Origin of the sequence: Bacillus cereus group sp. BfR-BA-01310 (genome assembly GCF_022664325.1) — a bacterium.
GTDB classification, from domain to species: domain Bacteria; phylum Bacillota; class Bacilli; order Bacillales; family Bacillaceae_G; genus Bacillus_A; species Bacillus_A paramycoides.
In genome coordinates this window covers 1-15557 of the sequence record NZ_JAKUHD010000014.1, presented here as the reverse complement: position 1 = coordinate 15557, position 15557 = coordinate 1, and the positions used below count along the sequence as shown (strand labels likewise).

Below are 15557 nucleotides of genomic sequence, written 5' to 3'. Positions count from 1 at the left end.
GAAAAGTAGTGCTCGCCCATAAAGCGTATCAGTTTCGGATTTATCCTAGTGTAGAACAAAAAATACGAATTGCGAAAACAATTGGTTGTTCTCGTTTTGTATTCAACTACTTTTTGGAAAAGTGGAATGATAGATATAAAGAAACAGGAAAAGGATTAACGTATGGTACTTGTTCGTCGCAATTACCTACGCTCAAAAAAGAATTTGTGTGGCTAAAAGAAGTGGACAGTATTGCTCTTCAATCTTCTCTTCACAACCTCGCTGACTCGTATGCAAAATTCTTCCAAAAACAAAACAAAGCCCCACGGTTTAAGTCGAAAAGTAATAAAGTCCAATCCTATACAACGAAACACACAAATGGGAACATCGCGATTATAGATAATAAATTGAAGTTACCAAAACTTGGTCTTGTCAAATTTGCCAAAAGTCGTGAGGTAGAAGGACGAATTTTGAGCGCTACTGTTAGAAGGAATCCAAGTGGAAAATACTTTGTCTCCATTCTTGTTGAAGTTGAAGTAGAAGTACAAAAATTACAGAAGACAGGTTCCTCTATTGGTATAGATGTTGGTGTGAAACACTTTGCGACGCTATCAACTGGCGAGGTATTTGACAATCCAAAATGGTTTCGGGTATTAGAGAATAAACTTGCTCATGCTCAGCGTATTTTGTCTCGGCGTACAAAAGGAGGAGCGAATTGGTATAAACAGCGAATCAAAGTCGCTCGCATTCATGAACGAATCAAAAATGCAAGAACGGATTACTTACAAAAACTCTCTACTATGATCATCAAAAACCACGATGTGATTGGGGTAGAAGATCTGCAAGTAACCAATATGTTGAAAAACGGTAAATTAGCGAAAGTGATTCAAGAAGTATCTTGGTCACAATTCAGAGCGATACTGTTGTACAAGGCACAGTGGTATGGAAAGCAAGTGGTTGTAGTATCGAAAACATTCGCTAGTTCTCAAATTTGTTCACATTGTAGCAACAAAAACAAAGGCGTGAAAGATTTGAAGCTGCGTGAATGGACGTGTCCTTCTTGTGGTATGCATCATGACAGGGATGTGAATGCAGGACAAAATCTGAGAAAAGAAGCTTTAAGGCTTCTAACCGTAGGGACTACGGAGATAGCCTACTCATATAACTGAGGGATACCTTGGTGTTCGTAGGAATCCCCCACTTCAAACAGCTCGTTAGCGTGTTAAGTGGGGGTAGTTCAAAATGCTGTTCTTGGATCATTTCAGCATACAAATTTAAAAAATGACTTCCTGTTTCTTTCGCCACTTCCTCAACCACGTCTGCATATTGGCCGAGTACTTCCTTCGTTCTATTATGTTGCCTTGCTTCATCAACTGGCGCAGGACTAATAAGTAGTACTTTTTCTGATGAAATCGCGCTTACAATCTTCTCTAAGTTTTCTTTATATGCTTGTAATGACACTTGAGCAAAAGAAACTGCATCATTCGTACCAAGAAAAACTGTTACAAAGTCTCTGGTTCATGCGATAATACATCCGCTTCAATCCTTTGTAGTGCATCAAACGTATTATCACCTGGAACACCTGCATTAAGCACCTTCCAATTTGGAAACATCTCTTGCAAACGTGGTGTTAATCTTGGCGTTCCATCAAAAAATGTTTCATCAGCTGTAATACTATCACCAAAGCATACTAACGTTTTCATTAATCTAGCACTCCTTTACGTATGAAACAGCTTTCCTTCTATCGCTTTAATATATCTTTCCGCAGAACGTTCAACTGCCTCATTTGCATTTTCTTTTACTACTCGATGAAAAGCATTATATAGACGATTAAATTGTAACGGCTTCACTCGATTCGCCATTTCCTCAACCTTTCTCGCCGGTAATGGAATTAAGTTTGGATAGCTATACATGAAGCTTACCCACTGCTGATCCGCTACAACTTGAATAATATCACCTGTTAATAAAATACCTTTCCCATCATTTCCTTCTTCCCAATGTAATACAGAACCGCCACTAAAATGTCCTCCGAGACGATGTACAGTAATTCCATCCGCTAATTGTAAAGACTCACCAGACCAATAAATAATACGACTACTCGGACGCATAACCCACTCTTTATCGTCTTCGTGTATATAAATTGGTACATCGAATGTTTCTGCCCATTCTACTTGGGTTGAATAATAATGCGGATGAGATAGTGCAATCGCATCTAATCCGCCCCACTCTTTTATCTTCTCAATTGTCGTTTCATCTAAATAAGTAATACAATCCCATAGTAAACGATACGATTCCGTTTTTACTACATATCCCGTTTGACCGATCGCAAATTCTGGTTTTGTCGTAATACTATAAAGCCCATTTTCTTCTTCTATAATTTCATTTTTATATGTATCACTAGTTTGCAAGTTTTCTAAAGTCGTCCAAGACTGCCCTTTCGGATTAATATATTGTCTCTCCTCATCACAAATAAGACAACTTACTGGTTCTTCCACACTCGCTGCATACTGAACGCCACACGTTGTACAAACAAAATTTTTCATAGTTATTCTCCTATCTCGATATTTTTTACTAAGCCGATATTTGTTGATAGTTTTTTGCTTTTTTATTTTCAATTGATAAGCTAAATCTCATTCATCCAATAACGCCAAGCTACTAAGTAATCTTCTAAATCTTTTGGGTGGTGTCTTATACACGTATCTATACGTAAATATAAGCCTATGACTATTTCCTCATATAAATCTCGTTCTTTTTTATGAAATATACATGGTTTTATCGCATAACCAATCGCTTCTTTTGTTAAATCTTCCGGAGTTGAACAGAACGCGTAAATTAAATCGTATATAGGATCTCCTAAGACTGGTAAAGGATCTATCACACCATATAACTTATTATCCCGAAATATAAAGTTATGGAATCCAAGATCACCATGTATTAAAAACGGCCTATCCATTCCAGTACTTCTTTTTGGACTATTTACAAGTGTAAGAACAAGCTGATGTTCTTCATCACTTATGTACTGCCTCAAATTTTCACGAGCTTCCATTACATTTGTTAATAAAAATTCTGCCCAAGATTGAACCGGACTATCTTTCCATCCCCATCCATCTTCCTCTGGAACTATTTCATACGTATTAATTACTTCTTTTACAAGTGTACAAAGTGTTCTCCTCTTATACCCAAGTTCGCACGAGGTAGTCCCTACAAGAAAGGAATACACAATATATCTGTTTAAAGGATCCTTAAACAAAAGTGTTGAAAATAAAGTATTCCCATCATAAAAAGAAAGAAAATCAGCTTCTTCACGTACCACTTCCGATTTATTTAACTTTACAACGTATTTTTCGTCCAACAAATATACAGTACTTGTCGTTCCCCCGTTCAACACTTTAATGCTTTTCGGATAATATGAAATAATCTTCTCATTAACTAGTTGTTCAGCGATTATTGAAATGTCCATTTCTCCCACCCTTAATTCCGAAGATTCCCTCAATTCAAAAGACACCCCTACTATTATTTGACAAATATAAAGAAAAACCTCCTAAAATCTTAATATAACAAAGATTGATTTTTATTTTATTAAGACTGCCTCTTTCAATATTTCATCACATAATTCATTCCATTTATGATAATGCGATGCTATTTCTTTACTCCAAATGCTCTTCATTTAATCTAGTAATTTCAATTGTAGAATCTCTTCCTTTTAATTTACGAGCTAAACTTTCTACACCAAATACTTCTGTAAACGTATGGCTACCTATAATTAAATTAATCCCCTTAAATTTTGCATGTTGCACTGTATATAATGTTTTTTCTCCTGTTATGTACGTATCACAACCTTTTGCTAGTGCACGTTCAATAAGATTTGTATTGTTCCCTGCACCCGTTAAAATCGCAATTCGTTTCACTGGTCTATCGTGATTTTCCCAACTCTTCACACTCTCTTCCATTCTCTCTTCAAGTTTTTCAACTAAGTTTGAAAATAGAATCGCTTCTTCATATTCTCCTATTCCCGGTAGCTCTTCCTCCTCATACGTGGAATATTCCAGTATTGTATCTATCCCAATTTCTTTAAACAACGACGTACACGTGCCAAACTTTACGAAATCTAACGGCAAATGAATCCAAAAATGATTCATTTCATATTGTTTTAGTTTCTCAATACAAGCCTCTTCCATACCGAATAAAAAGCTCCACGGTGCATGATGTGTAAGTATCATATCGACACCATTTCTGCATGCTTCTTCAATTGTTTCTAGCGTCAAATTTGTTGTGTAACCTATTTTGTGAAATTCCTCTTTACTTATGTGAGTAAAACCATACTCATCATCACCGTATTTATTAAGGTGTTCTTGAAAAAGTGATGTAATATGTTCATTAAACTGCGTTATATTCATTTTCATTTCTCCTTTCATTTACTTTTATATTTCATAAATAAGGAAATACTAAATAACAACGTTACATACATATAGGAGGACATTATGAAACCAGAATTTTTAAAAGCTATACATGAAGCGATTGGAAATGTCGAACATATTCATATAGAAGAAAGTGGTGCAGATAGTTTACTCATTCACCATGATGATGCACAGCAATTAAAACAAGTTGCTGAAACATTAGAAAATAACAATTTCCGCTCTACTATAAGAACAACTGGAGACGCTTCGTATATTGAAGTGTTGAACAGATAAGGAAGCCGGCTATACGACCGGCTTTTCTCTTTTAAATTGAAACTTCAAACTCCTTCACATACACAGCAGTTCCAGCAATATCTATTTGTAACTTCTCATTTTCTACATCTTTCGTTACATAAACCGTTACACGACCATCTTTATTTATTTCCTGTCCTTGCTCAACGATTAACTCCAATTCGTGGTCAAAATCTTTCTCCAAATACGTCGCATAATACGCTCCCATTACACCTGAAGCCGTTTCTGTCACCGGATCTTCAATCGTTCCAGAATAAGGTGATGAAAAATGACGACCGTGCATTTTTGCTTCTGCATCATATGTTTCTATGCAAAGTGGATGAATAGAGACATTTGGTATTTCTTTTAATACCGATGGAAATTCATCATTTTTGATGGAACAACCATTTTTCAGAAATACTTTTACTAACTGTAACCCCTAATCCACGATTTCCACCTGTAATAAGTACCCTCATATATCCATCTCCTTATTTTTATAATAAATAAGAAAATCTGCCCACTTACCATTTTCAAGAGAAAAAGCCTTTCTCTTACATTCAAAGGAAAATCCTGCTCTTTCTGCAAGACGAACGGATGGCTCATTCTCAACATTTATATGTAATTCGATTCTATGAAATTGAAGACTATTAAAAAATAACGGTAGTGCAGCTTTTACACTTTCTACTCCATATCCATTTTTCCAATATTGATTATGAATAGAGTACCCCATCATTGCCCATTGATAGTCCATACGTAAAATTTTAATGAGCTCTAGCTTTCCAATATTCGCTCCATCTTCTTTTCGGAATATACCTAATACATACATTTCATCTCGATGTGCCGCTTCATCAAAACCTCTTATCCATTCCGTAAACCATTCTTTCGTTGAAGACGACATATCATGATAGCCATCATCATATTTATGTTGAGATGGTAACCTCTTATTGAATCCATCTAACCAACTTTCATAATCCTCTTTTTGAAATGGACGAATAATAAGTCTCTCTGTCTCTACTTGTAATAGTGGCAGCTTCATTTATATCTCTTCCCTCGATTATTAATTGAATATTCTTTATTATCTTACACAAAATACAAAATCTAGTAAATTATTATGTTCTTTATAAACAAAAATCCAGTTATGCTTTGTACATAACTGGATTCCTCATCGTTTAATCATTTTTTATTTTACAAGTACAATTCCTCTTAATTCCCTCTTCAACACTTTCCCTAAAGCGTTTTTCGGTAATTCATCCATAAATACAACTTCTGGTATTTTATAATTTGCTAGTTTTCTTTTACAATGTTGAATAATTTCTTCTTCTGTTAAAGATGTTTTAATGTCTTTTACAGTGTAAGCTGTTGGAATCTCCCCCCAAAAGTCATTTGGGACTCCAACTACTGCAACTTCTAGAACACCATTTATTTCATGAATTACATCTTCTACTTGATCTGGATATACATTGTCACCACCGTGCACGATAACATCTTTATATCTTCCCATAATATGTAGGAATCCATCATCATCGATCATGCCGGCATCACCCATGTTAAACCAATTATCTTTCACTACCTTCTCTGTCGCCTTTTCGTTGTTCCAATATCCTTTAAACATGTAAGGACTTCTTACGTGGATCTCTCCAACTTCATTCGTTGCTAGTTCATCACCCGTTTCTGGATGAACAATTTTTAACTCTACATGTTTAAGTGTTTTCCCTACAGAAGACATTTTTTCTTTCCCCATATTTGGATGCCATGAGGTTACTACCCAACCTTCTGTACTACCATAGCCTTGCACCATATATATTCCTTTTTCCATATATTTTTGAATGAGCGTTTCTGGTACTTTTGTACCACCGCTTTGTGCTACTTTCAAAGTCGAAATGTTACGCTCTTTTTTATTCAGTTCATCAAGCATATAACTATAAACAGCTGGGAACGCAAGCATCGTAGTAATTTTCTCTTCTTCAATCTTATCCCAAATAAGAGTAGGATTCGAATCAGCTAAGAAGATCATCGTAATGCCATGATAAATACAATTTAAAATAGAAAGCACGCCACTCATATGAAACAATGGGTGCACTGATAAAAAGCGTTCACCTGCTGGAATTTCTCTTTGCCCCGCAATCTCGGTAAAATAGCGGTGTAAGTTTTTATGACCAATTACGCAGGCTTTTGCACTTCCAGTCGTTCCTGAAGTAAATAAGAAAATAGCATCATCGTCTTCATGAACTGCCACGTTCGGTTCTGTTATTGGCTGTTCTTGTAGTTTTAATTCAAAAGCACCGAAACCTTCTTTTGTTGTTTCAATTACATTAGGAATTTCTTTAACTGCATCAACCTTTAATACAACTTCACTAAATTCATCATCAATAACTAATACTTTTAATCTCGCTTCTTTTACAATCGATTCTAATTCATAAGCAGTAAGCTGATGATTAAGCGGAATAAATACCGCTCCAATTTTTAAACTTGCCATCATAATTGTTGGAAGCGGGTGATTGTTTTTACATAAAACTCCTATGCGATCCCCTTTTTGCACACCGCTATGTAACAAGTAATGCGCAAGTTGATTTACTCGTTCATTATATTGTTGAAACGAATATCTTTTCTCCCCCCCAACAAGCGCTTCCAAATTTGGTGATTGCATGGATCTTTTTTGTAATAATTGCTGCATCGTTCTCAAGTAAAACTCCCCTTTATATATGTTAGGTTTTATTTTACCAGATTAATTATTAATTCACTAAAGATTACACTTAGTTAATATAAAGTGAATAAAAAAATAACCATCTACTTAACAAGTAAATGGCTATTTCCTCTTATATATTAGAATACTCCTTATTCATCACATATCGCACATACTCCGGTGCACTTTTATTAATCTCTTCATCACTTAGTTTATACTCCGCACCATATAAATAAAATGATGGCATAAATTCCATTCCTGTATATAAGCACGTAGCGTGAAATGGTTTCGTCAACTCATCCATCGTAATTCCGCTATTTTTATAGTCCTTTTCTAATCCACCTATAGAAATAGCTACACCAAATTCTTTCCCCTTCACTTTATCCCCTTTTGATCCGTAGGCAAATCCATATGTTAATACATCATCGAACCATTTTTTTAATAATGGTGGTGAGCTATACCAGTAGAGCGGAAATTGAAATATATATCGGTCGTGCTCTACTAACAACTTTTGTTCTTCTTCAACATTAAACTCCCAATTTGGTGCCACTTTATATAGTTCATGTACCGTTATTTCATCCGAATATTTCTCAAGTTCTTCTACCCATCTTTTATTAATTCGAGACTTTTCAATATCAGGATGTGCTACAATTACAAGTGTTTTCATATATTTTCTTCCCCCTTATAAATAATTCAAACCCTTTAGTATTAGTATGAATGAGTCACATATAATTGGAAAGTACGTACTTTCAAGTGCTATAGGAACCTTAAAGTACCTTTGGAGGTGTTATATGAATCAAAATGATGATTGTCCAATCGCAACGACACTCGAAGTAATCGGTGGAAAATGGAAAGTTCATATATTATGTGTTTTGATGGATGGAAAAATGCGAACGAATGAAATAAAACGAGAAATCCCAAACATTACGCAAAAAGTTCTTACACAACAACTTCGGCAACTTGAAGCTGATGGAATTATCCATCGTACTGTATATCAAGAAGTACCACCAAAGGTTGAGTACACAATAAGCGAATATGGAAAATCTTTAATGCAAATTATGGATGAACTATTTGAATGGGGAAAAGATCATCAGATCAAAAGATTAAATGAATAAAAGAACTTTCCAAACTTTATTACATCTTTTTATGACAAGAATTCTTCTGAAACTTTATAATAGAGTACTGTAACATGCCATTAACCTAAAGTTGTAAATCCCCCAAAATGGAAAACTTGTATATTTATCGTTTTTTGGGGTAACTTGTTTTCTTAAGTTGCTGGACTGTGGATGTACCCCCACATCCACCAAGCTAAGAAGATAGCAACCCCAAAAAATAATTAAAAGATGAAATTTTTATAAGGCTTCGTCTATAAATACTACATTTTCCTCATTAAACGCTCGCTCTACTTTTTCTAATATCAATTGTACGTAAGCTATAAAGGAGCACCCCTAAACCGAGAATTTTTTCATTATTAGACGCATTAGAACCTAATGTAATAGTCGGTACATTTAAACCCATAAACCTTTCACTCCATTCTATAGGCATATATCCTTGCTTACCGATCGCTAATGTACGTCCATCTATTGTACGGAGAGTACTTTGAATAAAATCAAACTCAACTTCTACATCTGACAGTTTTGTAGCTTTATCAGTCATCAAAGTACCACGTATCATAGTAAATCCTTGTATCATTTTTTCTTTAAACATACCAATCTGGTGATAATTCGAATCATAGATTACCCAATCAAATCCATCCACTTCAGTATGAAAATATGCTATAATTTCCCCACTACTCGTTTCTAATCCGTAAACATCTTTATTATGTAAAAAAGGTATCACTGAAAAAAGAATGTTAGATGAAACAATCTTTGTTCCTGCCATATATTCACCATCAGGATGATATAAACCAAATTGCTTGTTCCGTTTAGGTAATTCTAATACGACAAAAGTATCAACATCCCAAAACGTTGCATTACTTCTTATAGTATTCTTTTGTATCAAATTTCCTTTTCTTAACTGCCAAAATCCAATTCCAAAAAAGATAGAAGAAGCGATAACAATAAAGATAATCTGCCCCCAATTAACATGTCCCCAATCGTCATATACAGCGCATAAAGCAAGAATAAAAATACCCGTTCCAATTAGCAGTTTAAACTTCCCTTTTCGCTTATAGTAATCAAATAATTCCATTTTTATATCTTCACCCCTTATTTATGTTCCCTAACTATTAATATATCAAAAACATATAATGCTCTCTATCCAAAAATATGAGTTCCACTTGCCAGGTCATTTGTTACTCCTCATTATCATCAACTTGATGAATTTTATTGCTGCCAATTGAGGTTTCATAAATTTTGTACATACAGAATAGATAGCTTAGTGAATATGAAGGCCATTTTACCAACAGAATAAGGAGAAATGTTATAATATATGTAATAATCAAATAAATATCAATAATTACGGAAAGTGATGTTTATATTTTATTATTAGTTTGTTAGAAAAGCAGATTAATTACAACGATACTGTGAAACTATTAATAGAGGTGAAATAATTGAAAAATCAATATATAAAAACACTTGTCGAAATCATGTTAAAGCATATACCCAATGCAGCTAAGAAAATGAAAGCAAAATCAATATTTTTGTATTTTAGAGATAATACCATATCGCTATCAAGCTAATATAAAAGATACTCCTTAAAATGAAAAAACGCTATTCTTTCCTATGATTCTACAGAAAGAATAGCGTTTTTTCATTTTGAAATAGTTTAATTTTGCTAGCTTCACGCTAAGAAAAACAGAAAAACTGTTCAACAGGACGACTGTGCTATTTGCATAATTAGTGCTATGGATAGTTATATAATTTGTTACTTTGAAATCTAGTAAGTCAGCATTTAAACTAAACATGATAATATTGATTTTGTACGATTGTCCGTTACCTCATAATAAATTTCTAATCCTTTCCGAGTACCTGTAATCATTTTAGCAGCTTTTAATTTGGATAAATGTTGACTAATTGTACTTTGGGGCATTTGTAAATCCCCATACATTGTCGTTACATTAGTAGGGCCTTTTGCAAGCATTATTTTTACTAAGGATAAACGGACAGGATGCGCCAATACCTTTAATACTTCAGAGATTTCTTCATACATTTCTTTTGTTTCTTTCATATTTTTTCTCCCCTTTTATATAAACATTAATGATATCCATATATATAATTCGAAAGGATACACGATTTTGTGTCCGTCATTTTTAAAAAAACTATAAAAAAATCTTTAGTCCGAAACTAAAGGGGGGCCTTAGCATAATGTCTCACTATCAATAATCAGTAATGAATAGAAATTTCGTTATGGGAGCAGAAGGTTTTATGTTACATCTACTCTAGATTCAACTAACTAAAATCAATGACAAAGAGAGCAGATAATCTGCTCTCTTATGATGCCTCCTTATGTTCTGGAGAATGTTTAACACTCCCCATTCTCTTCAGTTTATTCCATCCTACTGCTACTCCTCGAATCGATGAGAATATAGATTTAATGACAACATAAGTCATAAATTGACGATAAATAAAGCGTTGTAAAATTAACCATACTAATGGTTTAGGGTTCTCTTTCTCTAATTTAAATGCAAATAGTGAAGCAAGAAGATCTATGACAAAGAATACAAGATAAAATCCTAACACTTTGAGCGGATTGCTACCAAAAATCCCCATAATCATTAATATATCTGCTAAAGGAGCAATGAATTGCAGAACATATTGGAACAACCACATATTAGGCAACGCAATAAATCCTAATGTTTTATGCTTTGTATTAAACAATGCTTTTCGATGTTTCCAAAGACATTGAAGTGTACCATATGACCAACGATATCGCTGTTTAATAAGACTTTTCACATCTTCAGGTGATTCCGTAAAAGCATATGCTTTTTCTTCATATACAATTCTATGTCCTTCACATAAAAACGTAATAGTAAGATCCGTATCTTCTGCTAATGTATTTTCGCTTAAATATCCAGATTCAACTACATTCTTTTTACGCCATGCTCCAATAGCTCCAGGAACTACTGTAATACAATTTAACTCATCAAAAGCTCTGCGTTCTAAATTAAATCCTGTAATATACTCAACATGTTGCCAAGTAGTCAATAAATTCCGTCTATTTCCAACTTTAACATTCCCTGAAACTGCCGCTACGTTATGATTTTCAAAGTGTCTAATCATTAGAGAAATAGCGTCTTGCGCAATAATAGTATCCGCATCTAAAGTGACAATGATTTCTCCACGTGATTGTTGAAATCCTAAGTTCATTGCGGATGATTTCCCACCGTTTTCTTTCTGAATTAAACGAACTTTAGGGTGTTTATAAAATGTTTCTTGAATTACTTTTGACGTACCATCTTTCGATCCGTCATCCACAACAATAACTTCAAACTCTCTATAATCACTATCCAAAATTGAGCGAATCGTCTTGGCTATCACCTTTTCTTCATTATATGCTGCTATGACAACACTAACGAAAGGTTGATAAGAAGAATTAGTAAATAAGCGAGCGCTTACTTTCTTTTTCTGCTTGAATGCAAAATATATTAAAAATAGGAATCGGAAAATACCTAATCCAATAGCAATATAAAAAATAGTTGTTAATATATGCTTTGCATATCCCATTCCTGAAAAGATAGCTTTATTGTAAAGTAAATATTGCTTACCCTCAGAAGAAACAGGAGGCATAACTTCATCTCGTTCTTTATTCATTAAATCTGAAATTGTTACAAAACTATATCCATGCTTTTTAAGGTCTTTAATAATAATCGGTAGCGCCTCTACCGTATGGGTACGATTCCCTCCTGCATCATGAAGAAGAATAACATTTCCCTCTCCCTTATAAATGGGGTTAAGAGCACGCTTTACCAATTCATTGGTTGATGGCATTGCCCAGTCCTCAGGATCAACTTTTTCTGCCACCATTGTATAGTTCATATTTTGTGCACGCAAAATAGGCAATATTTCATTTGATGAATGCGGGTTAGCATCTGCTTCATATGGCGGCCTAAATAAAACCGTAGAATGTCCAGTTATTTCCTGAATTAAACGTTGTGTCGTATTCAGTTCTACTTTTGTTCGTAGTAAAGACGTATTAGCTACGTTAGGATGCTTGAAGGTATGATTGCCAATTTCATGCCCTTCATCGTATATTCTTTTAACAATACTAGGATTTAGTTGAGCGTTTTCACCAAGTACAAAAAAAGCTGCTTTTATTTTATTCTCTTTTAATATATCTAGAATTTCCGGTGTGTATTTAGGATCTGGTCCATCATCAAATGTTAATACTACTTGTTTTCCTTTTGGTTTTCCATAACGTTGCACTTCGTATGCAGATGGTAGTGATTGATATACTTCATCTGTAAGATAACCATTTTTATCTACTTTATAATCTCTCAATCCATTTTTTCTTTCATTCTCAATCTGTAAAATTTCACCTTGTCCAGAATAATTCACTTCATCCAAACTAGCGATTTTATGTAATGCATCATGATTATTTTGTACCTCAATAGGATTTTTTAACACTTTCCATATAGTAGGATCTTCTGCTCCTAATCTCCATAATGCAAACCCCTTTGCATTGTTGTTCATTGCGATTTTCACTTGATTATAAAGAGTAACACCATCTAAGAACCAAGCATTATGTTCTTTCCCCTCTGTTTTATACCTAAAATAAGGGTTTCCACTAATCTTATCCCATTGAATTTTTATATTTGAATCATGAGCCATTGTCATAACTTCTGAGAAAGTTAAAGGCTTCGCAGGTTCTTTACTATTTACTTTCCAATCATATCCATAGTTACCGAAAGCGACTATAAGTTTCTCAGACGGAATATTTAGTTCATTAAGCGTATGTTCGAACCATTTATTTGAAGCAATTGGTCCTGGTGCCCCTGCTCCATAGTGCTCGTCATACATCATTACAATCATTCGATCTATCACTTTGGCTAACGCACCATAATCAAAAGCTTTATCATTAGCAGGGACATCTTGCGTAACGAGCAAATGATGTTTATGAAAGACCGTAGTAAGTTCTTTCATGAAATTTGTTAAGTTTTCTCTATCGCCCTCAGGTATTGCCTCAAAGTCAATATTAATACCCGAAAATTGATTCTTTTCAACTTGCTTTACTAAATCATTAATAAACTTTGTCTTTACACCATCTGGGGAATTCAATAACTTATGAATAAGCCCACCATCAGGACCAGAAGCTTCCTCTGTATAGTTAGTAAGTAAAGGCATAATTTTCACTTTATTTTTTTCTGCTAACTTTACAATCTCAGTTTTTATCTCACTACTAATTGTTAAGTCTGCTTTTAAGTGATACCATTCCGGTACTAACGTGGTTAATGAATCGATATTTTCTTTTAAAGAAGCTGTACTATTTTCATCCCAGTTTACATAAAAACCATAAACTTCTTTAGGTTGTTTGCTATCGTTCGTTGAATTCACCGAACTTTCATCGTTTTTCATTTCGGTATTAGGTTTGAATTCTTCTTTCTTTAACTGCTGGTCGCTAAGTTTTTGATTAATAGGTACAAGTTTAGTATCCTCTTTTACAGTAGGATTCATATTTGGAATTTCTGGTGTTGAAAAAATACTTTGAAAGAAAAAATAAAATACAATACTTATGCTAACTATTGAGATACATAGAAACCAACTAAAAGCTATTTTTCTTCTTCCTTTAGGATCATAAAAAACAGGTTTTGATTTATCTTTCTCTTGTTGAATTTTTTTCTCCATTATATCTTCTACATACTCCTTTTCGCCTTATTCTAAGTACAAACGCAAACTATATTAATAGGATACGAAAATAGCTTAATAGGAATATAGAATAATAAATTCCTTTTAGCTTTGAAATTAAACGAATCCCCATCTTCAACATTTTATGGATTCTTCTTTCCATTCCCTTGATGTTATGTGGCAGGAATGTTTTCGTCCTCATTTTCAGACCCGTTATTTTCGTTTATATTACCTTTATTTCCTTGCTGATTCTCATTATTTTCTTGTTTATATCCCCTACCGTTGTTTTCTTGCTGATGTCCATTATTTCCTTGCTGAAATCCTCTTCCATTGTTCTCTTGCTGATGTCCATTATTTCCTTGCTGAGATCCTCTTCCATTGTTCTCTTGCTGATGCCCATTATTTCCTTGCTGAGATCCCCTACCATTGTTCTCTTGCTGATGTCCATTATTTCCTTGCTGAGATCCTCTTCCGTTGTTCTCTTGCTGGTTTCCATTATTTCCTTGCTGAGATCCTCTTCCGTTGTTCTCTTGCTGGTTTCCATTATTTCCTTGCTGAGACCCTCTACCGTTGTTTTCTTGCTGGTTTCCATTACTTCCTTGCTGAGACCCTCTACCGTTGTTTTCTTCCTGATATCTATTATTTTCTTTTATTTGCTTAGGTTGCTGTTCCTTGGATTGCTTTTGTTCTATATACTTTTGCTTCTCGTATCCTTCTTCTTTTACAGGTGACGAATTCGATGATGTATCAGGAGATGACTTTTGTTGCGAATGTATCTCCTCATCGCGCTCCTCTTGATTAGACGGCGGCGCAGGAGGAGTAAGTGATTTCCGCTTCTCATTCTCTTGTTTTATATAAACACCTGTGCCAACCCCTGCTTTCTTGGCATTCTCTCGCATTTGCATCGTACTGGTTTGATATACGACTGTAATATGTTTTATCTCATACTCTTTCTTTAATTCTTGCATAGCCTTTTCCAATTGTGGTTCTAGCGACTTGTCCTTTGTAACAGCTGTTAGCATAACTTGCTTATTATTCGTTAAGTACTTATCCTCTTGACTCTTCTTTATAATAGTACGTATTACGTCTTGCAGGTGTTTATTTTCCCATCGCTTCATTTCATTTAAAATACGCCTTCCATCATCATTACAAGCTCGCAAATCTATAACACGAAGATCCTTTGTTACGCTCACCTCTAAACTTGGATTTATATCAACTGAGACATAAGCAAATACTTTTTCTTCAGGTTGGTTGTAGAAAAACAGCAACACACATAGAAAACAAGCAACAAGTAATGATGCAGGCTTTAAGAAAGAAGGGATTGAAAAATGCAGTGCTCTTTGTTCTTGTTCGTTAAACGAGATTTCCTCTCCAATCATGTAAGAGTGCGCTTTTCTTTTAAACGAAATAAATTCTCCATTTGGA

13 protein-coding genes and 2 pseudogenes are annotated in these 15557 nt (G+C 34.4%); 3 read left to right on the top strand and 12 right to left on the bottom strand.

All coding sequences use genetic code 11. The annotated features are described in order from the left end of the window. The first annotated feature begins 8 nt into the window (after positions 1-8). Entirely contained in the window at positions 9-1148 is a 1140-nt protein-coding gene (gene tnpB / locus MR109_RS21605; protein WP_242273819.1) for an IS200/IS605 family element RNA-guided endonuclease TnpB, read from the top strand. On the opposite strand, the pseudogene MR109_RS21600 reads toward tnpB, so the two are convergent. The 4 genes and pseudogenes from MR109_RS21600 to MR109_RS21585 form a co-directional block, all read right to left on the bottom strand. Further along, a pseudogene (locus MR109_RS21600) lies at positions 1120-1682 on the bottom strand (SGNH/GDSL hydrolase family protein). The gene tnpB and the pseudogene MR109_RS21600 sit on opposite strands and share 29 nt — an antisense overlap. Before the next feature lie 15 nt (positions 1683-1697). Beyond that, positions 1698-2522 carry an MBL fold metallo-hydrolase gene (locus MR109_RS21595; protein ID WP_242273818.1) on the bottom strand — a complete coding sequence of 275 codons (825 nt, stop codon included), beginning with the start codon at positions 2520-2522 and terminating at the stop codon, positions 1698-1700. An 80-nt stretch (positions 2523-2602) separates the two neighbouring features. Then, positions 2603-3439: a phosphotransferase gene (locus tag MR109_RS21590; RefSeq protein WP_242273817.1), complete on the bottom strand. Its 837-nt coding sequence runs from the start codon at positions 3437-3439 to the stop codon at positions 2603-2605. Between the two features lie 187 nt (positions 3440-3626). Continuing rightward, a complete protein-coding gene (locus MR109_RS21585; RefSeq protein ID WP_242273816.1) occupies positions 3627-4376 on the bottom strand; it encodes a Nif3-like dinuclear metal center hexameric protein in 750 nt (249 codons plus the stop codon). Between the two features lie 84 nt (positions 4377-4460). Here MR109_RS21585 and MR109_RS21580 point away from each other — a divergent pair, with 84 nt between their 5' ends. Continuing rightward, positions 4461-4670 carry a hypothetical protein gene (locus tag MR109_RS21580; RefSeq protein ID WP_025149224.1) on the top strand — a complete coding sequence of 70 codons (210 nt, stop codon included), beginning with the start codon at positions 4461-4463 and terminating at the stop codon, positions 4668-4670. Between the two features lie 31 nt (positions 4671-4701). Here MR109_RS21580 and MR109_RS21575 read toward each other — a convergent pair. From MR109_RS21575 to MR109_RS21560, 4 genes and pseudogenes are all read right to left on the bottom strand, one after another. After that, positions 4702-5058: pseudogene (locus tag MR109_RS21575) on the bottom strand (PhzF family phenazine biosynthesis isomerase); the annotation flags it as partial. Positions 5059-5139: 81 nt separating this feature from the next. Then, positions 5140-5703 carry a GNAT family N-acetyltransferase gene (locus MR109_RS21570; RefSeq protein WP_098475603.1) on the bottom strand — a complete coding sequence of 188 codons (564 nt, stop codon included), beginning with the start codon at positions 5701-5703 and terminating at the stop codon, positions 5140-5142. Between the two features lie 144 nt (positions 5704-5847). After that, entirely contained in the window at positions 5848-7350 is a 1503-nt protein-coding gene (locus MR109_RS21565) for a class I adenylate-forming enzyme family protein (RefSeq protein WP_048373201.1), read from the bottom strand. Between the two features lie 133 nt (positions 7351-7483). Then, positions 7484-8017: an NAD(P)H-dependent oxidoreductase gene (locus MR109_RS21560; RefSeq protein ID WP_098304943.1), complete on the bottom strand. Its 534-nt coding sequence runs from the start codon at positions 8015-8017 to the stop codon at positions 7484-7486. Positions 8018-8141: 124 nt separating this feature from the next. Here MR109_RS21560 and MR109_RS21555 point away from each other — a divergent pair, with 124 nt between their 5' ends. Next, positions 8142-8465 carry a winged helix-turn-helix transcriptional regulator gene (locus tag MR109_RS21555; protein WP_048373205.1) on the top strand — a complete coding sequence of 108 codons (324 nt, stop codon included), beginning with the start codon at positions 8142-8144 and terminating at the stop codon, positions 8463-8465. Positions 8466-8739: 274 nt separating this feature from the next. On the opposite strand, the gene MR109_RS21550 is transcribed toward MR109_RS21555, so the two are convergent. The 4 genes from MR109_RS21550 to MR109_RS21535 all read right to left on the bottom strand — a co-directional run. After that, positions 8740-9540, bottom strand: a complete 801-nt coding sequence (locus tag MR109_RS21550) for an ABC transporter ATP-binding protein (RefSeq protein WP_071719090.1) — start codon at positions 9538-9540, stop codon at positions 8740-8742. 702 nt (positions 9541-10242) lie between these two features. Further along, positions 10243-10518: an ArsR/SmtB family transcription factor gene (locus MR109_RS21545; protein WP_048373208.1), complete on the bottom strand. Its 276-nt coding sequence runs from the start codon at positions 10516-10518 to the stop codon at positions 10243-10245. Between the two features lie 263 nt (positions 10519-10781). Further along, on the bottom strand, positions 10782-14132 hold the full coding sequence (locus MR109_RS21540) for a trifunctional glycoside hydrolase family 18/polysaccharide deacetylase/glycosyltransferase family 2 protein (RefSeq protein WP_242273815.1): 3351 nt from the start codon (positions 14130-14132) through the stop codon (positions 10782-10784). 173 nt (positions 14133-14305) lie between these two features. After that, positions 14306-15557, bottom strand: a 1252-nt coding sequence (locus MR109_RS21535) for an anti-sigma-I factor RsgI family protein (protein ID WP_242273814.1), incomplete at its 5' end; no start/stop codon positions are given.